The 19419-nt window shown below is 46.4% G+C and carries 15 protein-coding genes and 1 other RNA gene; 11 read left to right on the plus strand and 5 right to left on the minus strand.

Annotated features, from left to right (window positions below; all coding sequences use genetic code 11):
* Positions 1-259: 259 nt before the first annotated feature.
* Positions 260-1552: a glutamate-1-semialdehyde 2,1-aminomutase gene (hemL, locus tag ACE1OE_RS06725; protein ID WP_102468318.1), complete on the minus strand. Its 1293-nt coding sequence runs from the start codon at positions 1550-1552 to the stop codon at positions 260-262.
* A 298-nt stretch (positions 1553-1850) separates the two neighbouring features.
* Between hemL and erpA the strand changes: the two genes are divergently transcribed.
* The 6 genes from erpA to ACE1OE_RS06755 all read left to right on the plus strand — a co-directional run bounded on the left by erpA (position 1851) and on the right by ACE1OE_RS06755 (position 11121).
* Positions 1851-2192, plus strand: a complete 342-nt coding sequence (gene erpA, locus ACE1OE_RS06730) for an iron-sulfur cluster insertion protein ErpA (protein ID WP_102468319.1) — start codon at positions 1851-1853, stop codon at positions 2190-2192.
* A 247-nt stretch (positions 2193-2439) separates the two neighbouring features.
* Positions 2440-3552 carry an efflux RND transporter periplasmic adaptor subunit gene (locus tag ACE1OE_RS06735; RefSeq protein WP_449210537.1) on the plus strand — a complete coding sequence of 371 codons (1113 nt, stop codon included), beginning with the start codon at positions 2440-2442 and terminating at the stop codon, positions 3550-3552.
* An 11-nt stretch (positions 3553-3563) separates the two neighbouring features.
* Positions 3564-6746: an efflux RND transporter permease subunit gene (locus ACE1OE_RS06740; RefSeq protein WP_449210538.1), complete on the plus strand. Its 3183-nt coding sequence runs from the start codon at positions 3564-3566 to the stop codon at positions 6744-6746.
* 427 nt (positions 6747-7173) lie between these two features.
* Positions 7174-8910 (plus strand): acetolactate synthase 3 large subunit, encoded by a 1737-nt coding sequence (locus tag ACE1OE_RS06745; protein ID WP_102468322.1) that lies wholly within the window; start codon positions 7174-7176, stop codon positions 8908-8910.
* A 1-nt stretch (position 8911) separates the two neighbouring features.
* Positions 8912-9406 (plus strand): acetolactate synthase small subunit, encoded by a 495-nt coding sequence (gene ilvN, locus ACE1OE_RS06750; RefSeq protein ID WP_102468323.1) that lies wholly within the window; start codon positions 8912-8914, stop codon positions 9404-9406.
* A 281-nt stretch (positions 9407-9687) separates the two neighbouring features.
* Positions 9688-11121 carry a hypothetical protein gene (locus ACE1OE_RS06755; protein WP_449210539.1) on the plus strand — a complete coding sequence of 478 codons (1434 nt, stop codon included), beginning with the start codon at positions 9688-9690 and terminating at the stop codon, positions 11119-11121.
* 189 nt (positions 11122-11310) lie between these two features.
* On the opposite strand, the gene ACE1OE_RS06760 is transcribed toward ACE1OE_RS06755, so the two are convergent.
* Genes ACE1OE_RS06760 through ACE1OE_RS06775 form a run of 4 tightly spaced genes read right to left on the minus strand, consistent with a single transcriptional unit; the run spans position 11311 to position 14878 of the window.
* Positions 11311-12015: a BON domain-containing protein gene (locus tag ACE1OE_RS06760; RefSeq protein ID WP_198593142.1), complete on the minus strand. Its 705-nt coding sequence runs from the start codon at positions 12013-12015 to the stop codon at positions 11311-11313.
* Complete coding sequence (locus ACE1OE_RS06765; protein ID WP_102468326.1) at positions 12005-12595, minus strand: phosphoheptose isomerase; 591 nt, start codon at positions 12593-12595, stop codon at positions 12005-12007. The genes ACE1OE_RS06760 and ACE1OE_RS06765 overlap by 11 nt, the downstream gene beginning before the upstream one ends.
* Before the next feature lie 2 nt (positions 12596-12597).
* On the minus strand, positions 12598-13008 hold the full coding sequence (locus ACE1OE_RS06770) for a YraN family protein (RefSeq protein ID WP_449210540.1): 411 nt from the start codon (positions 13006-13008) through the stop codon (positions 12598-12600).
* Positions 12974-14878 (minus strand): penicillin-binding protein activator, encoded by a 1905-nt coding sequence (locus ACE1OE_RS06775; RefSeq protein ID WP_449210541.1) that lies wholly within the window; start codon positions 14876-14878, stop codon positions 12974-12976. Before ACE1OE_RS06775 ends, ACE1OE_RS06770 begins: the two co-directional genes overlap by 35 nt.
* Positions 14879-14940: 62 nt before the next feature.
* Between ACE1OE_RS06775 and rsmI the strand changes: the two genes are divergently transcribed.
* The 5 genes from rsmI (at position 14941) to ACE1OE_RS06800 (ending at position 19407) form a co-directional block, all read left to right on the plus strand.
* Complete coding sequence (gene rsmI / locus ACE1OE_RS06780) at positions 14941-15804, plus strand: 16S rRNA (cytidine(1402)-2'-O)-methyltransferase (protein ID WP_102468328.1); 864 nt, start codon at positions 14941-14943, stop codon at positions 15802-15804.
* Positions 15805-15834: 30 nt separating this feature from the next.
* Positions 15835-16241, plus strand: an RNA gene (gene rnpB, locus ACE1OE_RS06785) — RNase P RNA component class A.
* Between the two features lie 152 nt (positions 16242-16393).
* A complete protein-coding gene (gene rsmH / locus ACE1OE_RS06790) occupies positions 16394-17344 on the plus strand; it encodes a 16S rRNA (cytosine(1402)-N(4))-methyltransferase RsmH (RefSeq protein WP_449210542.1) in 951 nt (316 codons plus the stop codon).
* A 12-nt stretch (positions 17345-17356) separates the two neighbouring features.
* Complete coding sequence (gene ftsL, locus ACE1OE_RS06795; protein ID WP_102468330.1) at positions 17357-17677, plus strand: cell division protein FtsL; 321 nt, start codon at positions 17357-17359, stop codon at positions 17675-17677.
* The gene (locus ACE1OE_RS06800; RefSeq protein WP_449210543.1) at positions 17674-19407 is read left to right on the plus strand and encodes a penicillin-binding transpeptidase domain-containing protein; all 1734 of its coding nucleotides are present in this window, start codon (positions 17674-17676) and stop codon (positions 19405-19407) included. Before ftsL ends, ACE1OE_RS06800 begins: the two co-directional genes overlap by 4 nt.
* Positions 19408-19419 lie beyond the last annotated feature (12 nt).

The following is a 19419-nucleotide window of genomic DNA, read 5'->3' on the forward strand; positions in this document are numbered from 1 at the left end:
TGTAGCAACCGATTGAATCTTATAATGGACGTAATATATTGAGTGATCAATTTTAATTGCTATTCATGGTTTTGATGACAGGAGAGGGTATGGGGTGTTGCAATAACAAAGGTGATTGTCAATCTACGGTCAAAGCGAGGCGATCAATCCCTTGGTTTTCGCTAATGATTGCAGCGATTATCGTACTGGTTGCTTTTTACTGGCAGGCATAAAAAAGGGCTGAAAGTCAGCCCTTTTGGAATACTTAGTGTTAGAGGATTTATGCTTCGTTAGCTAACATCGCAAAACAGCGATCAGCGGCTTCAAGCGTAGCCTCAATTTCTTTAGATCCATGAGCGAGTGACAGGAAGCTCGCTTCGAATGCTGACGGTGCTAGGTACACACCATGATCGAGCATCATGTGGAAAAAACGCTTAAAGCGTTCGACATCACACTTGGTGACGTCTTCGTAACACGTTACGCTTTCTTGATCGGTAAAGAAAAAGCCAAACATGCCACCCACTTGATTGACCACCAGTGGAATACCACGCTCGTCAGCCAATGCTTTAAATCCATCAGCAAGTTGTTTGGTTTTATTGGCTAGGCGTTGTTCGTTACCTTCTTCAGAAAGTACGGTTAGGCAAGCGTAGCCTGCTGCCATCGCAATAGGGTTACCTGAGAGTGTACCTGCTTGATAAACAGGGCCAGTCGGCGCAACGTATTGCATGACTTCTTTGCGACCGCCAAATGCGCCAACAGGCATACCACCACCGATAACTTTACCCAATGTTGTTAGGTCCGGTTTGATGTTGTAATACGCTTGAGCGCCACCTTGAGCAACACGGAATCCCGTCATGACTTCATCAAAGATAAGCAGGGCGCCTTCTTCGTCACAAATCTGACGAAGGCCTTCATGAAACCCTTCGACTGGAGGGATACAGTTCATGTTGCCAGCGACAGGCTCAACAATGATACAGGCAATCTCACCTTTGTTTGCAGCAAACAAAGCTTTAACCGACTCAAGGTCATTAAACGTAGCGGTAAGCGTATACTTAGCAAAATCAGCAGGCACGCCTGGAGAACTAGGTTGACCAAGAGTTAATGCACCTGAGCCTGCTTTTACCAGAAGACTATCGGCGTGGCCATGATAACAGCCTTCAAATTTCATGATTTTGTCGCGACCAGTGTAGCCTCGAGCTAGGCGAATCGCGCTCATTGTTGCTTCAGTACCTGAGCTCACCATGCGAAGTTGTTCCATGGATGGAACGAGCTTTCGTACCAACTCCGCCATGTTGATTTCCATCTCAGTCGGAGCACCAAAGCTTAGGCCTCGCTGCGCGGCGTCGATGACTGCCTTACGAATGGCGGCATGGTTGTGGCCAAGGATCATTGGTCCCCAAGAGCCGACGTAGTCGATGTATGCTCTACCATCAGCATCAAAAATCAAAGGACCATCGGCACGTTCCACAAATATTGGTGAACCACCAACACCGTTGAAGGCACGAACGGGCGAGTTAACACCTCCAGGGATAGTCTCTTGCGCTTTTTGATACAGCTCTGCTGATTTGGTCATGGAGAATTCCTCTTTGCTTATTCGGACCAAGTGAGCAGCATTGTACATACCCACACAGAATCTAGTAGTGTTTTGAGCACATTTTCGTAAATTGCATCGAGTAATCTAAGTAATATGAATTTGGATCTGTCTAATACTTGAACGAAGCACTCAGGTATTAGATAATCCCTCCAATACAATTAATATTATTTGTTTACTCATCATTTTGGTGAGTCGTTTTTTATCTTCGTAGGGGATGCGAGACCACTGAGTATCGGTGGTGCGCTTGAATTGCGAATGAGTAGCAAGAGAGGTTCCTATGAGTGATGCAGCTATTCCTTTAAATTTTTCTGATGCCGCGGCAACGCGAGTCAACACACTGATTTCAGAAGAAGAAAACCCAGAATTGAAACTACGCGTCTACATTACGGGTGGTGGCTGTAGTGGTTTTCAGTATGGCTTTACCTTTGATGAAAGTGTTAATGATGGCGATACGACGATTGAAAAGTGTGGTGTGACATTGGTGGTTGACCCGATGAGCCTACAATATCTTATCGGTGGCACCGTCGATTACACGGAAGGATTAGAAGGGGCTCGGTTCTTTATCGACAACCCGAATGCGACCACGACATGTGGTTGTGGCGCTTCTTTCAGCGTGTAAATAAAATAAAAAAGAGGCGAATGCGAAGTTCGCCTCTTTTTTTTGTCACGAATTCGCAACAAAATAAGACAAAACAAGGTAGTGTTAACGCTCTACTTCTTGTCTCGATGAGCGCATCGCGTGCATCGGCACATTGAGCTGTAGGATATTGCTCAATGTTGAATACTCTTTTGGAGTGTTTACCGCTTAGTTGACTGAAGGCATAAAAGCCCAGTTGGCAGAGGCGCACTATTATAAGGATATATCTATGCCATCGACTCAATCTGGCAACTACTTTTCAAGACGTCCTTGGCTCATCTCTATATTGCTTGTTTTAATCCTTTCCGTTTGGTTGGGTCTAGGCGCAATAAAGGCAGAGGAGGGACCATCCACTGCTACTCCCGAAGCAGCACCACTTGCTCGTGTGGTTTTCCAATCCTTTATCGCTGAAAATATTGAAAAGAAGATTGACTTATATGGCCGAACCGCCGCGGATCGAACGGCTAACCTTGGCGCTGAAATTGCCGGTAAGATTATTGGTCTAAGTGTTAAGAAAGGCGATAGCGTTAAGGTTGGCCAACCCATAGCCCAAATTGACAAAGGTGACCTTCCGATTCAGCTTGAACGCGCTCAAGCCATGCTTAACGTTCGTCAGCAAGAATTTAATGCTTCTAAGTCTTTGAAGAGTAGAGGCTTACAAGGTGAGGTCGCGTACTCAACCGCCGCCGCTAACCTGACTGAAGCAAAGGCAATGGTGGGGGCCGCAAAGCTGGCCTTAAGGAACACGCTGGTTAAGGCGCCGTTTACCGGTATTGTTGACAGCATTGATATCGAACTCGGCGATTTTGTCTCAGTCGGCGATCCCGTCGCGATGATGATTGATTTAAGTGTGCTCGTGATTGAGGCTGATGTGAGCGAGCGTCATATTCAAAGTTTGTCGGTTGATCAAACCTCGACCATTCGTTTTATCGATGGGCAAAAAGTAACGGGTACGCTGCGCTATATCTCAAGGGTCTCCTCACTTTCTACTAATACCTTTCCTATCGAGATAGAGGTCCCTAACCCTAATCAACGTATTCCTGCCGGTGTGAGTGCAGAAGTTGAACTGGCGCTAGAAGATAATTTGGCGATAAAAATTACTCCAGCTATGTTGGCGTTAGACGAGAGCGGCAATCTTGGTGTTAAGACTCTCCAGCAAGAGAAAGTCGTTTTTGTGCCTATACAGCTGGTCAAGGCTGAGCAGGATGGGGTCTGGTTAACAGGGTTAGGTGAAAGCGTCGATATTATCGTGCTAGGACAAGGCTTTGTTCGTGACGGAGACTTTGTTGAGGCGATCAGCGTTGACCAAGCAAATAGAATTGCTCAACAAGCTGATAATTAGGGGGAAGACGCATGAATGCTTTGATTGATGCGGCACTGTCTCGTTCTCGAACGATGATCAGTTTGCTTGTTCTGATCCTAATTGCGGGCGTGGTGACATACAATACGATTCCCAAGGAATCGAGCCCTGATATTACTATCCCTATCATTTATGTCTCTGTTGGGCATCAGGGTATCTCCCCAGGTGACAGTGAGCGCCTATTGGTTCGTCCGCTAGAAAAAGAGCTGCGCTCCATTGAGGGTGTGAAGGAAATGACGGCAACGGCCTCTGAGGGACATGCCTCCGTTACGCTTGAATTTAATGTGGGTGTCGACCTTACCCAGGCGATGGCTGACGTTCGTGATGCGGTAGACTTAGCTAAACCGAAGCTGCCTGATGACAGTGACGAGCCAACGGTCAATGAAGTGACGTTTGCCTCTCAGCAACCCGTATTATCTGTCGTGCTCTATGGATCGGTACCTGAGCGCACTATTGTGCAAATCGCCCGCCAGCTGCGTGATAAGCTTGAAAGTTACCGACAGGTATTAGAGGTGGATATCGCAGGTGATCGTGATGATATCGTTGAGATTGTCGTCGACCCACTATTGATGGAAAGCTATGGGTTGGATCAAGGTGATATCTATAACCTGATTGCGTTGAATAACCGTGTAGTCGCGGCCGGATTCGTTGATACTGGCTATGGTCGATTCTCGGTTAAAGTTCCGTCCGTGTTCGAAACGCTCAAAGATGTTCTCGAGCTGCCTGTAAAAGTTGATGGCAAGCAGGTGATTACTTTTGGTGACGTCGCAACGGTGCGTCGAGCATTTAGAGATCCAGATAGCTTTGCGCGACTCGATGGGGAATCGGCCGTTGTTTTGGATATCAAAAAGCGCGCGGGTGAGAATATCATTGAGACGGTCGCCTTGGTCAAAGAAGTGATGCATCAGGCGTCTCTGTTACCCGAGTGGCCAAATAATCTTCAGGTCAGATACACCAAAGATGAATCAAAAGATGTGAAGATCATGCTTAATGATCTGCAAAACAATGTGCTATCAGCGATTATTTTAGTCGTCATTGTTATCATCGCGATCCTTGGTATGCGTACCGCGATGTTAGTGGGCGTATCCATTCCTGGCTCATTTCTTACCGGTTTACTTGTGCTGTCTGTCTTCGGTTTGACGGTCAACATTATTGTCTTATTTTCACTGATTATGGCTGTTGGAATGCTGGTGGATGGCGCTATTGTTGTGACGGAATTCGCCGACCGACGAATGCAAGAAGGCACGCCAAGAAAAGAAGCCTATGCGGATGCAGCCAAGCGCATGGCTTGGCCTATTACCGCTTCCACGGCGACAACGTTGGCAGCATTTGCACCTTTATTATTCTGGCCGGATACCACGGGCGAGTTTATGAAATTCCTCCCGTTAACCTTGATCGCGACCTTGACCGCATCATTAGTAATGGCGTTGTTATTTGTTCCGGTTCTTGGAGGCCTGTTTGGTAAGCCTCAATATGTTTCCAGCGCGCAGCAAGCCAAGATGGTGGCGTTACATGACGGAGAATTTGATAAAGCAACCGGCATTACCAAGCTCTATTATCAGACCCTTGCGGTGGCCATTGAGCATCCACTTAAAATATTGATGTTGGCGATTTTTATCGCGATAGGGGTTGGTGTCACGTACAACAAAGCGGGCTTAGGGGCTGAATTTTTCCCTGAGGTTGACCCCCCTTATTTTAATGTCAAGGTGCGCTCTCACGGTGACTTGTCGATCAATGAAAAAGATCAAGTCATGAGTGTGGTGGAAAAAGTCATGCTCAATCATGATGAGTTTGAGAGTGTTTACACAAAAACGGGTGGTGAGAGCGAGATTGGCAACATCCAGATCACCCCTGTTGATTGGCAAGACAGGCGTCGTGTTAACGTTATTATTGAAGAGCTCAAGCAAACAACCGACCAATTTGCTGGCGTGGAAATTGAGTATAAATTTCCAGACGCAGGGCCGCCTGTCGAGCATGATTTAGTGGTTGAGCTTTCGGCGCGTTTCCCTGAGCGATTGGATGAAGCCGCGAAAATAGTTAGGCGCTGGGCAGACAGTAGCCATAAGTTAACCAACATCAGCGACTCGTCTAGCAAACCAGGCATCGATTGGCAGATTGATATCCGTCGAGACGATGCTGCTCGATTTGGTGCCGATGCGAGTCTTGTTGGAAACACCGTACAATTTGTTACCAACGGCCTGAAAATTGGCGATTACTTACCGGATGATTCGACGGAAGAAGTGGACATTTTGGTGCGTTTTCCTAATGACAAACGGGACATTGGTCGTTTTGATGAACTACGTGTCAAAACCCCTGTCGGTTTAGTGCCTATTACTAACTTTGCCGAGATTACACCACAACCTAAACAAGATACGATCGAGCGGCTTGATGGTATTCGAATCATTAATGTTAAAGCAGATATGGCTGAGGGCTTTAACCTGGCGATTGAGCTACCGGCATTTCAGCAATCACTTGATGCGCTTGAGCTTCCTGCGGGCATTGATGTTAGGATTCGTGGCCAAAATGAAGAGCAGAAGAACTCGTCTGAATTTCTGCAAAGTGCTTTCTTGGTCGCATTGGCGGTCATGGCGCTTATCTTGATCACGCAATTTAACAGTTTCTACCAGGCGTTGCTGATTTTGAGTGCGGTGATTTTTTCTACGGTTGGTGTTTTCGCTGGCTTGCTGATTTTCCAACGCCCGTTCGGGATCATTATGTCAGGTATCGGTGTGATCGCGTTAGCAGGGATCGTGGTTAACAACAATATCGTACTTATCGACACTTACAATCAATTGCTCAAGCGAGGCTTGGATAAACGAGAAGCAATTTTGAGAACAGGGGTACAACGTTTAAGGCCGGTATTATTAACCACAGTGACAACGATCTTGGGGTTGATGCCAATGGTGCTAGAAATGAACATTGATCTCATTAACCAAAAGATAGAGTTTGGGGCCCCAAGCACACAATGGTGGTCTCAACTTGCAACGGCGATTGCTGGAGGCTTGGCGTTTGCGACGGTGTTAACCTTGGTGCTTACGCCTTGTTTATTAATGCTTGGCAAAAATGTACACAGTACAACCACCTCAGAGCCCAAGCGCTGGAAGTTTTGGCGTAAGAAGCCCCAAAATACGCCAACAGCCGTGACTCCACCAACGATAGATCCAACCTCTGAGTAAGCGGCGTTAAATGATGATGTCATAAACTAGGCCCCGTAAGGGGTCTTTTTTATACTATTGATGATGAATGTTGCTGATTACAGATGTTATAACAATGGTTTTGTCTGCTAATTCGCACTAGGCGATAGTATTTTATACTTAATTTTGCGGGTGTTTGAGATTATATGTTGGATTTAATCTCATCGTAGTGACAAATTATTGCATTTGCGAGGGAATGAAGAATAGTGTTTTTTTTGAGACCTAAACATTGTTAGACCTTGTGATAAGAAAGCGTTACAGTTGTTGCGTAAACGGTGTGCTTGTTATGACTGGCACAACGACATAGCCGAAAAATGAGTGATTTCGATTAGGCTACGAATAAGCCCTAACTATGTAAAACCAGCTCTTCAAGCCATCTGTTTGTCGAGATAACTGGTAAGGAGCAAATATGGAAAACCCTACCCCAGACATGTTATCTGGCGCTGAGATGATCGTTCAATCTTTGATTGATGAAGGCGTACAGCAAATCTTTGGCTACCCTGGTGGCTCAGTCCTCGATATTTATGATGCACTCCATCAAAAACAAGAAGATATCCAACACGTTTTAGTTCGACATGAGCAAGCAGCCACTCACATGGCGGATGGATATGCTCGTGCGACAGGTAAACCGGGTGTGGTACTTGTTTGTTCAGGCCCAGGCGCTACCAATACGATTACCGGTATTGCAACGGCGTACATGGACTCCATTCCAATGATCGTGTTGTCCGGTAACGTTCCGAATAACCTGATTGGTAACGATGCATTCCAAGAGTGTGACATGGTTGGTGTCTCTCGCCCGGTAGTGAAACATAGTTTCCTATTAAAACGCGCGGAAGATATTGCAGATACCATTAAAAAAGCCTTCTACATTGCCTCGACTGGACGCCCTGGTCCGGTTGTTGTTGATATCCCCAAAGATGTCATGAACCCGCAAATAAAATTTCCTTACGAGTATCCTGAGTCGGTCGCATTACGCTCATACAACCCAACGACATCAGGACACAAAGGACAGATTAAAAAAGCACTGAAAACCATTCTAGAAGCGAAGAAACCGGTACTGTATATCGGTGGTGGCGCTGTGATGGCGGAAGCAGATCAGCAGATAGCTAAGCTTTCTGAGACATTAAATCTCCCAGTCGTTAGTACCTTGATGGGGTTAGGCGCATTCCCAGGCACTCATAAGAATGCCTTAGGTATGCTGGGTATGCACGGTACGTACGAAGCCAATATGGCGATGCATGAAGCGGATTTGATTTTTGGCGTTGGGGTTCGCTTTGATGACAGAACCACAAATAATCTCGACAAATACTGCCCAAATGCAAAAGTTGTGCACATTGATATTGATCCATCGTCGATCTCAAAAAATGTGCGAGCGGATGTGCCGATTGTCGGCTCTGCTGATGTGATTTTAGATGCCATGCTGAAACTTCTCGTTGAGCAGGGTGGCAGCAATGATGAACAAGCGCTTGATGCATGGTGGACAGAAATTGAAAGTTGGCGTGAACGTCAGTGCCTAAGCTATGAAAAGTCCGCGGACCGTATCAAGCCGCAACAAGCCATTGAGGTACTTCATAAACTGACAGAAGGGAACGCATACGTCGCGTCTGATGTCGGTCAGCATCAAATGTTTGCTGCACTGTATTACCCATTTAATAAGCCACGTCGTTGGATCAACTCTGGTGGTCTTGGAACTATGGGCTTTGGTTTCCCTGCAGCGATGGGGGTAAAGTTTGCGTATCCGGATGAAGAAGTGGTTTGCGTAACCGGTGATGGTAGTATCCAGATGAATATTCAGGAACTGTCCACGGCAATGCAATATGGCATTCCAGTAAAAATCATCAATCTAAACAACCGATTCTTAGGTATGGTTAAGCAATGGCAAGATATCATTTATCAAGGCCGTCACTCTAATTCTTACATGAGTTCAGTTCCTGACTTTGCCGCTATCGCAGAGGCGTACGGTCACGTTGGCATTCGTATTTCTCATCCTGATGAGCTAGAAGAAGGGCTAAAGAAAGCCTTATCAATGAAAGATCGTTTGGTTTTTGTTGATATCAATGTTGATGAAACTGAGCATGTTTACCCGATGCAAATCAAAGGGGAAGGCATGGATAAGATGTGGTTGAGCAAGACGGAGAGAACATAATATGAAGCACATTATTTCACTACTTATGGAAAACCAACCTGGGTCGTTATCACGTGTGGTTGGCTTATTTTCTCAACGTGGCTATAACATTGAATCATTGAACGTGTCACCCACTGACGATGAAACGTTATCTCGTTTGAACATCACAACCGCCTCTAGTGAAATGCAGTTGGAGCAGATTCAAAAACAACTGCATAAACTCATCGATGTCTTAAAGGTGCAAGAGGTTACGGCGGTTGAGCACATTGAACGTGAATTGATGATGGTGAAAGTAAAGGCAAGTGGTTTTGCTCGAGCAGAAGTCAAACGCACGGCGGATATCTTTCGAGGTCAGATTGTCGACGTCACCGCATCCCAATACACCGTTCAACTGGCTGGTACCAGCGAAAAGCTCGATGCATTTATTACGGCATTGTCTGAAGTGACAGAGGTTGTTGAAGTCGCTCGTAGTGGTATTGTCGGTATTGCTCGTGGTGAGCGTGCACTTAAAGCATAGATTGAAAACGCCTGCCTAAGCAAGCTATCAGATGTGAACTAAAAGCCAGCACTTTTATTTGAGGTGCTGGCTTTTTAATGCAGTAATTTTATTGTCCCCTTTGATTGGTAGCTCCCCTCTAAATCAACATTTTATTTTGCCAGCATCGTTCTTTTTTCTTACCCGTAATTTTTATCACATAATACGAACCATTTAACATAAGTTGTGATTTATGCAGTGTATATTTGTATTACAAATAAGGCATTCAGGATAGGAACGAGAAGAATAACAAGGAGATAACGATGCATCACATTTTTAAAACCATGCTTACATGCACAGCTCTGTTGGCATTACCTGCTAGTTACGCCGCGGATGTTAAAGCAAAGCCTGTACGTGATATTAGTAAGATTGAGGTACATGAAAAGGTATTAGAGGAAGCTATCGCATCTAGGACGCTCACCTGGTTAACGGGAAGCGCGGCCAACAATGATTACATGTCAGTGGGTCGAATGGCGAATTATTTTGGTTTTGTCGGTTTTCGTGTCGCTAGCGGTCATAGTTTGTCACGCAGTGCAGTAGCTAAGCAAACGCTCGCCGTACTTACTGCTTCGCAACAACAATTATTGGTGAGATTACTCGAAGAACAAACGCTTCCTTTTGAACGAGCCCAGCAAGCGAGGTTTTCAATAAATCGAGCTCTTGAAGAACTTCTGGTGGGGGAATCAGTATCAGAAGCGAATTTTTTAGCGCTAGGGCGTGAATATGGAGCGAGTGAGGCGGCGCTCGGACGAGTGATAGGACAACGTTTTGGCGAGATAGCACAAACCTTAACGGCGGCACAACGAGATGAACTTTCTGATATCCGAGCTGCTCATATATCTGGTCGGGGGGCGGATATTCCGTCAAAAGGCAGCAAAATTAAGTTGGGAAAAGAAGAAAAAAAGGAACTCGTTAATTTGGCTGCGCGTTTTTTGACATGGACAACGGGCACTCAAGAATTTAATGACTTTGAGGTAGTCGGTAAACCCAGTCAGCATTTTGGTTTTGTTAGCCTTAGGATGGCGTCGAATCATGGCGTCAAGCGTGGTAGCGTAGCTCAAGAAGTCCTTGCGATGCTTACGCCACAGCAGCGTTCGATAATACAAGTTGCCGCACGACAGAATGTGGACGATTTTAAGCATTTTCTTGATGCTAGAAGTGCGCTTATGCGAGTCCTTGAAATGGTTTTACTTGGTCAAACTATCGATGAGGCCTTAGTACAAAAGTATGGTCATGAGGTAGGGGGTGTTGAAGCAAGAATGACGTGGATCCAAGCCAATGCAATGCTGGCTGTTCGAAATCAGTTTTCTGATCAGCAAGCCTCAGAGTTATTGACTATCAGGAATAAGTATACCGTCGCGATACAAGACAATGCGGAATATGCCCCTTTAGAGCGAGGCCGCCAGCTATATTCCCAGTGCGTACTTTGTCATGACGTCTCATCTAAACAATCAATTGGGCCAGATCTTACCGACATTGTGGGGAGAAGGGTGGCCAGCGATACTCAGTTTCCCCGCTACTCGATTGCACTGAAGTCTTTTGCTAAGCGAGAGCCGGTATGGAGTGTCGAAATACTTGATGCGTTTATAGCATCGCCGAAAGATCTTGTCGCTGGTACTTACATGGGGTTTAGTGGTCTTGAGAACAAAAAAGAGCGCAGTGCCCTTATTCAATATTTAGCTCAGCGTAGCCAGTAAAGGCAAGTTCTACGGTTGTTGAACGTTGAGATCGATTGCTAGTGAAATTGCAAACGAAGGAATAGAAAGCATTCGGGGTGAGGAGGTATAGAGTTTGCTGGGTTAATCACTGTACGATAAGGTCGCGCCATAACGTACAGTGGTTAGAGCTTATGGGTAATCGCTTATATGAGGTCCAGCCGACTCATACTACCCTTCAATTTCAACAAACGGTGCTGGTTCTTCAATGATGGGTCTCATTGGTTCTTCCTCAGGTACTTGAGGTGCAGGTGCCGCTTCAGGTTTGACTTCTGTATTGAGTTTTTCTTCGGTCTCGGCAAACTGGAATGCGCGGATAACTTGTTTTACTCCGGAGACATTTCGCGCGATGTCGGTTGCTACATCGGCGTGTTCCTTAGAGACATAGCCCAGTAAGAAGACTTCTTTGTTTTCAGTGATAACTTTAATTTTTACACCGTTAAGACGCTCATCAGTGAGGAGTGCCGATTTAACCTTTGTCGTCAGCCAGCTATCATTACTCATCTCAGTAAATCCGAGTGGCGAATTGATGCGTATTTGGTTGTACACGCGTTTTACGCCATCCAGCGCTGACACTCTTGCGTCGAGTTGGCTTTTTAGCTCTTCGGTTTTGGCTTGTCCCATTAAGACAACAGTACCTCGTTGAGAGCTTGCAACGACTCTAACTTGACCGACGAATGGCGCTTTGTTGGTCATGCCTGCGACCTCAGATTCAAGGGCGCTGTCGTTCCATATTTCTTTGGTTGAGCGAGTGTCGGTAACCAGGTTAACGGTGGTTGCGGCACCAGCCACAAACAATCCCGCACAACCAGACAAAAAGACGCTCATTACCAGTAAGGTGATGGTTTTATATATTTTCATTGCGTTACTCTTCATGCGCAGGGAAAAGGACCTGATCGATGAGATCACATAAGCAGTGTAATGTCACCATATGGACCTCATGGATTCGAGATGTGCGGTGAGACGGGATACGAATCTCCACATCATTTTCGCCCAGTAAACCGGCCATTTCACCACCGTCTTTACCGGTGAAAGCGATGATGGTCATATCTCGAGTCACTGCGGCTTCCATCGCTTTAAGAACATTTTTACTGTTACCGCTAGTCGAAATCGCTAATAAGATATCGTCAGTCTGGCCAAAGGCTCGAACTTGTTTCGCGTAAATGTCTTCAAAGTTATAGTCGTTTGCAACGGCTGTCATTGTTGTGCTGTCTGTTGTCAGCGCCATTGCTGGCAGGCTTGGTCGCTCAGTTTCAAAGCGATTGAGTAAACTGGAAACAAACTGTTGAGCATTAGCAGCTGAGCCGCCATTTCCGCAACAAAGAATTTTATGACCGTTGAGAAGTGTTGCCACCATAGCTTGAGCTGCATGGGTAATGGCGTCTGGCAGCGCTTCAGCTGCTGCAATTTGAATCTGAATGCTCTCAGTAAAGCTTTCTTTAATGCTATCGCGCATGGTTATCCTTGAGTAATCGCGTTTTTTATCCATTCGATATCATCGCCATTATTATGAATAGCGACGACATCAAACCGAAATTCAGTATCGTAAGGAGATAAGCCGTTGCTCATAAGCCAAACCATCGCTGCTTTTTGCAGCTTTTTGGCTTTAGATGGGGTCACCATCTCTTGAGCACTGCCATATTGACGACTTTGACGATATTTTACCTCAACAAAGACAAGGCATGTAGCTTCTTTCATGATGAGATCGAGTTCACCGCATTTTACGGTGTAGTTTTTCGTTAACGTATTTAGGCCTTGCTGGCCTAAATACGTTTGAGCTAGGTCTTCGTAGTGCTGACCAATTTTACGTTTGTCCACGGGTGTTGCAGGTGGTTTATTCGCTGGCGCTTTCTGCCACGGTAGTCGCATTTGTCGATTCCAGTTCGTTGCCTTCTTCCGTGTTGTCATCAGCGCTAATCGTCTGTGATTTTGCTTGACCGTGCACACCCCATGCAATCTGTCGTTGCACCACACAATTTGAGTCAATTGTGAGTGTACCGGTTTGCCCATCAACGGAATAACCTTCTACCGCTTTAAGTTGAGGAAGTTCTTTAGTGAGAGCGTAGGCATCCATACCAAGGGCTTGCAAACGTTTCTCTGCGTTTGAGCTCTTAGGCCAAAACTTTGTGATTTGTGCTTCAAGCTGTTCATCTTCTTCGATTAGCATTGGAATATCACTGTAAACCACACCAGTAAGGTCTTCATATTGACGCTTGCTAGAGTTGCTGTGCGAGTCTGCAAACAACTTAGGTTGGCTGGCATCAGGGTTGATAGCGACCTCAATGAATGGCTTAATCAGTGTTAAGTCAGCCCCGTTAGCGACAATGTACACGGAATCAATATCTCGACGGCTTCTCGGCTGATTCTCTAGTTTCATGCCCGTGAGGGCCTCCATTTGAGCGATGCGTTGCTGGCTTTCTTGCAATCCAAACACGTTGTTAATGGTCTTTTGCAGTTGTGCGCGACTGCTGTACTGAGCCACCGCAATGTTGTTCGGGCTTAGTTTTGCCCACTCTTCTTCAAAGGCCTTGACGACGCGATTACCTAATGAGCTTTTCGGGGCAAGGATTAATGGGTAAGCATAATTTTCTTGTGATAAGTGTTTGGCAGCCTGTGTGACTTCTTGTTCAGGCGAAAGCGTTAGATAGCACATGGCTTGCGTTGGTTCGATAGTGGTTGGAATGTTCAACGCTAGAGCTGGAATTGGCTTTTCTGCTGACAGCTGTGCTTGTTGTAGCTTTTCAACATTTTCCTTGATCAATGGACCCACAATAAAGTCGACATTATTGGCGATAAGTCGTGCTTTAATATCACTGGCGGTGGTTTCGTGGGTGTCGATCACGGTGAAGATAGCTTCAGGATCGCGCTGCGTGTCATCCATTGTTGCCATCATGAAACCATCACGAACCAATTGAGCTTGTTTGGCGTATTTTCCAGTCAATGGGAGGAGCAATGCTGTGCTGTGCGGCGTGGATATCTCAAGGTTAAGTATATCGTAGATGCTCTGTGGGGTATAAACCGCGGCTGGGTGATTATTATTTTCCGCTAACCAGTTTTTTAACGTGTTTTGCAATTGAGGCAGGCTCGTGCTGAGTGCTTTCATGTAGCTTGCAAGCTGAACCCATCCATCAAGGATCTCTTCTTCTGGCTTAATCTCTAACTGCGAGAGTTGCTCCCCAGAGTATTGGTTGAGGTTATGCCAAATTTTTGCATTGATTGCTTCTTGCTGCTCGCGTGGTGCAAAGCTGGCCATCGCCACATACTCGCGGCTGGATTCAAAATAGTTACCCATCTGCTCTAAGCTTTGGCCTCGTAGCTGATGATAGTGCATCCATTGTTGCTGCAGTAGTGGCCACTCAGCAGGCAGATTGAGCTGCAAATAAGCATCTTGTGCGTTGCCCTGTGCGAGGTTTAACTCAGCACGAGCTAACTGCCACTCAGCTTGTTGAATCGTCGTTAGGTTTTGCTTGGCTAAGCGATTAGAAAGGCGCTGCGCTTGATCGTAGTTACCTTCTTGAATAGAGGCTTTGAAGGCAAGAATGAGCCATTCATTAGCAAACCCACCCTGATCGCTGTCGGCACGCATCAAATACACTTCAGAAGATGAGGTGGGTGCCATCGTAATATCAACGCTGCTTGGCGCGCTTGGTTGAGTTGAACAAGCGGCAATGGACAGGGCCAATGCAATGGGCGTTAGCAGACGCGTTACACTATTTCTTTTACGGTTCATCATTGCCATGAGCTCTTTAATCACTATTCGTGTAAAATCATTATATTAATCGTTGAAGTGATGGTAAACAAATGACAAGCAACAAAACCATTCATATTGAGCAACCAACGCTCTTTATTGTGCCAACTCCCATTGGGAACCTTGGTGATATCACGCATAGGGCACTAGAGGTGTTGCATAGTGTGGATATTATTGCCGCTGAAGATACCAGACATACTGGCAAACTTCTTTCTCACTTCAATATACAAACTAGAACATTTGCGCTTCATGATCACAATGAGCAACAAAAAGCACAAGTTTTAGTTGAAAAATTGTTATCTGGCGAGTCCATTGCCTTGGTATCGGATGCTGGGACTCCACTCATTAGCGATCCAGGGTATCATCTTGTATCACAATGTCGTCAAGCTGGCGTTAATGTTGTGCCATTACCTGGTGCATGTGCGGTGATCACGGCGTTAAGCGCCTCAGGTCTTCCTTCTGACCGATTCAGCTTCGAAGGCTTTTTGCCTGCCAAGAGCAAAGGACGCAAAGATAAATTTCTAGAGATTGCTAAAGCTGAGCGTACCTGTATTTTCTATGAATCACCACACCGTATTACGGAATCTATGGCTGATATGTTGGAAGTGTTAGGCCCAGACCGCGAAGTTGTGTTGGCACGAGAGTTAACCAAAACGTTTGAAACAATCCAAGGCTTACCTTTGGGAGAGCTCATTGAATGGATAGCAGAAGACGCTAACCGTAAGCGCGGCGAGATGGTGTTGTTGATTCACGGGCACCGCGAGGCGGCGATCGAAGGTTTACCGGATGAAGCCACGAGAACACTCGGTATTTTAGTTAAAGAGCTGCCATTAAAGAAAGCGGCAGGCATGACGGCTGAAATTTATAACCTTAAAAAGAACGCTCTTTACAAATGGGGGCTAGAAAACCTTGAGTAATTGCGCGCGCTCCTATACAATCCGCGGCCTGAAGTTGACCAGATAGTCGCTGCTTCATTGACGTCCCCTTGAGCTTGTCTTGGGGGAGACTGATGGAGGGGAGGAAAGTCCGGGCTCCACAGAGCAGGGTGCCAGGTAACGCCTGGGGGGCGTGAGCCCACGACAAGTGCAGCAGAGAGAAGACCGCCGATGGCTCTATTTCTTCGGAAAGAGCACAGGTAAGGCTGAAAGGGTGCGGTAAGAGCGCACCGGACGACTGGTAACAGTTCGTTGCAAGGTAAACTCCACCCGGAGCAAGACCAAATAGGCTTTCACATTGCGCGGCTCGCGTAAGGGAGCGGGTAGGTTGCTTGAGCCAGTGAGCGATTGCTGGCCTAGACGAATGGCTATCACCGCTTAGGCGGATACAAAACCCGGCTTATAGGTCAACTTCACCTTTTAAGAAAAACCCATTACAAATTGATTTTGTGATGGGTTTTTTGCTTTTTTATCACCTATCTTTACGTTAGGCTGAACTTAACCAGATGACGTTACTTCGTGAAATCAGTACACTTGTCATCTTTGACCTACGCAACTCTTGAGATCACCAATGAGCGAATCTTTTCAACACGTTTCAGTTTTACTGCATGAATCCATCGATGGCTTAGCGATTAAGCCCGACGGTATCTATATTGATGGCACATTTGGTCGTGGTGGTCACAGTCGTCAAATTCTTTCGCAATTGGACGAAAACGGTCGCCTGTATAGCATAGACCGTGATCCTCAAGCCATTGAAGAAGCAAAGAAAATTCAAGACCCTAACTTTACTATTATCCATGGTCCATTTTCAGGTATCGCGGAATACGCGCAGCGTTATGATCTCGTCGGCAAGGTCGATGGGGTGTTACTTGATCTTGGCGTATCGTCACCGCAGCTTGATGACGCGGAGCGTGGCTTTAGTTTTATGAACGATGGCCCGTTAGACATGCGTATGGATCCAACATCTGGAATGCCAGTGTCGCAATGGCTAGCGCACGCAGATTTGGACGATATCACTTGGGTGATCCGTGAATTTGGTGAAGATAAACACGCGCGCCGTATTGCTAAAGCCATTGTTGCGCACCGTGAAGATGAAGAAAAAGAGCCGTTAACACGTACTGGTCAACTTGCAAAATTGATCTCAGATGCGGCTCCAAAAAGCTTTAAAGAAAAGAAACACCCTGCGACGCGTAGCTTTCAAGCCTTCCGTATCTATATCAATAGTGAGCTTGATGAGATTGAAACGGCATTGAAGGGCGCGGCCAGTATTCTTGCTCCTGAAGGGCGCTTATCCGTGATTAGTTTTCACTCGCTCGAAGACCGTATGGTGAAGCACTTTATTCGTAAGGAAAGCCGTGGACCTCAGGTTCCACATGGTATCCCTATGACGGAGGCGCAAATTAAAGCCCTAGGTAGCCCGAATCTTAAAGCGGTTGGAAAAGCGAGAAAGCCAACCGAGCAAGAAGTGGAAGTGAATACACGCTCAAGAAGTTCAGTACTTCGTATCGCAGAAAAACTATAGCGGACGAGCCGGATGTCTAACGAAACTAAGCATAATCTCGCCAAAGTGATACTGTTTGACCTCTTAACCGTCGGTCGAGTGCCACTTATTATTCTTATGCTTATTTTTGCCACGGCAATGGGGGTGGTATTCGCCACCCACCATACTCGACAAGCGGTGAATGAAAAAGACATGGCATTGCAAGAGCGTGATCGACTTGATAATGAATGGCGAAATTTGTTGTTGGAAGAGAATGCGCTCTCAGAACATAGTCGTGTTCAGGCTATGGCGAAGCAAGAGCTTGATATGCATCGTCCTGATGCGAGCAAGGAAGTAGTGGTTTCTCTCAAATGACAAGCAAAAAAGCGACGAACCCTCCCAAGAAAAAAACACCACCGCAATCTCCACCACCAACGATCATTCCTTGGCGCTTTCGCACGGTACTAGGAGCTATCATTGTCATTTTCTTTGCGCTGCTTGCTCGTATTGGTTATATCCAGGTGATTGAGCCAGATAACCTGATCAAACAAGGGGACTTGCGTACGGTTCGAGTGAAGGCGTTGCCATCGGCTCGCGGAATTATTTCCGACCGAAATGGTGAACCATTAGCGGTCAGTGTCCCAGTACAAGCTGTCTGGGCCGATCCCGCTACGATATTTAAGAATGGCGGCTTTGAGGAAATTGATCGTTGGCATGCCCTTGCCGATGTTCTTGGCCTTGACCGCAAAGGCTTAATCACCAAGATTAACAAGAATAAATCGCGCCGCTTTATATACCTGCAGCGCCAAGTAAGCCCGGCGATGGCTAAATACATTAAGGAGCTCAAGCTATCCGGAATCGGGTTAAAGGCGGAATCTCGTCGTTATTATCCCGCCGGAGAAGTGAGCTCTCATCTTGTTGGTGTCACGGGTATCGATGGTCACGGCTTAGAAGGGGTTGAGCGTAGTTATGATAAATGGCTCACTGGCGAAGCCGGTAAGCGAATTATTCGCAAAGATCGCTATGGTCGTGTTGTCGAAAATATTTCTCTTGAAGAACGAGAAGAAGGCAAGCCACTTGAATTAACTATTGATCAGCGCTTACAAGCCATTGCCTATCGGGCGGTTAAACAGGCTGTTGCAGATTATCGCGCCACCTCTGGTAGTGCGGTGATGATTGATGTAGAGAGTGGCGCGGTATTGGCAATGGTCAACGCGCCGTCATACAACCCCAATAATCGAAGCTCTCGCCAATCATTTACGATGCGAAATCGAGTGATCACCGATTCACTGGAGCCTGGTTCAACCGTGAAACCGTTTGTGGTGCTTGCGGCATTAGAGGCGGGCACTGCCAACGATAAAACCGTGATCGATACGGGTAATGGCATCATGCAAATTGGAGGTAGCCGGGTACGTGACACCTCCAAGGTTGGCAAGGCTGACCTGGCAAAAATCTTACAAAAATCGAGTAATATCGGTGTTGCTAAGTTGGCACTTGATATGCCACTGGAAGCCTTATTAGGCATGTACAGCTCTATCGGGTTTGGGCAGGTATCTGGCCTTAACCTTGTAGGAGAAGCGTCGGGTATTTTCCCTAACCGTCGTCGCTGGTCAAAGTTTGAAATTGCGACACTCGCGTTTGGCTATGGTATCTCCATTACGCCGTTACAGTTGGCGCACGCTTATGCCACGTTAGGCAATGCGGGTCTGTATCAACCAGTACACATCATAGAAAATAATCAGCAAGACCTCTCGAAACAAGTCATGGACCATGACAATGCCCAGCAAGTCCTACATTACCTTGAGGGGGTGACTCAACCCGGTGGTACGGCGACACGAGCGGCGGTACCAGGTTATCGAGTCGCGGCTAAAACGGGTACCTCGCGTAAAGCCAGTGCCGGAGGCTACAGCGATGAGTATGTGGCATTAACGGCCGGTATTGCACCCGTGAGTCGCCCTAAGGTTGCTTTGGTTGTGGTGATTAATGAACCGCAAGGTGATCAATATTATGGCGGTTCGGTGGCAGGACCTGTGTTCTCAGAAATTATGAAAGGGGCGTTACAGATTCTTAATGTGGCGCCTGACGAAAATCAGTTTCAAAAATAAGTGAGTGATTCT

This window comes from Vibrio sp. E150_011 (genome assembly GCF_053544015.1).

What these genes read in the sequence shown, in the direction of transcription:
- hemL (WP_102468318.1), bottom strand. Translation starts at nt 1,552, where the DNA reads ATGACCAAATCAGCAGAGCTGTATCAAAAAGCGCAAGAGACTATCCCT.
- erpA (WP_102468319.1), top strand. Translation starts at nt 1,851, where the DNA reads ATGAGTGATGCAGCTATTCCTTTAAATTTTTCTGATGCCGCGGCAACG.
- ACE1OE_RS06735 (WP_449210537.1), top strand. Translation starts at nt 2,440, where the DNA reads ATGCCATCGACTCAATCTGGCAACTACTTTTCAAGACGTCCTTGGCTC.
- ACE1OE_RS06740 (WP_449210538.1), top strand. Translation starts at nt 3,564, where the DNA reads ATGAATGCTTTGATTGATGCGGCACTGTCTCGTTCTCGAACGATGATC.
- ACE1OE_RS06745 (WP_102468322.1), top strand. Translation starts at nt 7,174, where the DNA reads ATGGAAAACCCTACCCCAGACATGTTATCTGGCGCTGAGATGATCGTT.
- ilvN (WP_102468323.1), top strand. Translation starts at nt 8,912, where the DNA reads ATGAAGCACATTATTTCACTACTTATGGAAAACCAACCTGGGTCGTTA.
- ACE1OE_RS06755 (WP_449210539.1), top strand. Translation starts at nt 9,688, where the DNA reads ATGCATCACATTTTTAAAACCATGCTTACATGCACAGCTCTGTTGGCA.
- ACE1OE_RS06760 (WP_198593142.1), bottom strand. Translation starts at nt 12,015, where the DNA reads ATGAAGAGTAACGCAATGAAAATATATAAAACCATCACCTTACTGGTA.
- ACE1OE_RS06765 (WP_102468326.1), bottom strand. Translation starts at nt 12,595, where the DNA reads ATGCGCGATAGCATTAAAGAAAGCTTTACTGAGAGCATTCAGATTCAA.
- ACE1OE_RS06770 (WP_449210540.1), bottom strand. Translation starts at nt 13,008, where the DNA reads ATGCGACTACCGTGGCAGAAAGCGCCAGCGAATAAACCACCTGCAACA.
- ACE1OE_RS06775 (WP_449210541.1), bottom strand. Translation starts at nt 14,878, where the DNA reads ATGGCAATGATGAACCGTAAAAGAAATAGTGTAACGCGTCTGCTAACG.
- rsmI (WP_102468328.1), top strand. Translation starts at nt 14,941, where the DNA reads ATGACAAGCAACAAAACCATTCATATTGAGCAACCAACGCTCTTTATT.
- rsmH (WP_449210542.1), top strand. Translation starts at nt 16,394, where the DNA reads ATGAGCGAATCTTTTCAACACGTTTCAGTTTTACTGCATGAATCCATC.
- ftsL (WP_102468330.1), top strand. Translation starts at nt 17,357, where the DNA reads ATGTCTAACGAAACTAAGCATAATCTCGCCAAAGTGATACTGTTTGAC.
- ACE1OE_RS06800 (WP_449210543.1), top strand. Translation starts at nt 17,674, where the DNA reads ATGACAAGCAAAAAAGCGACGAACCCTCCCAAGAAAAAAACACCACCG.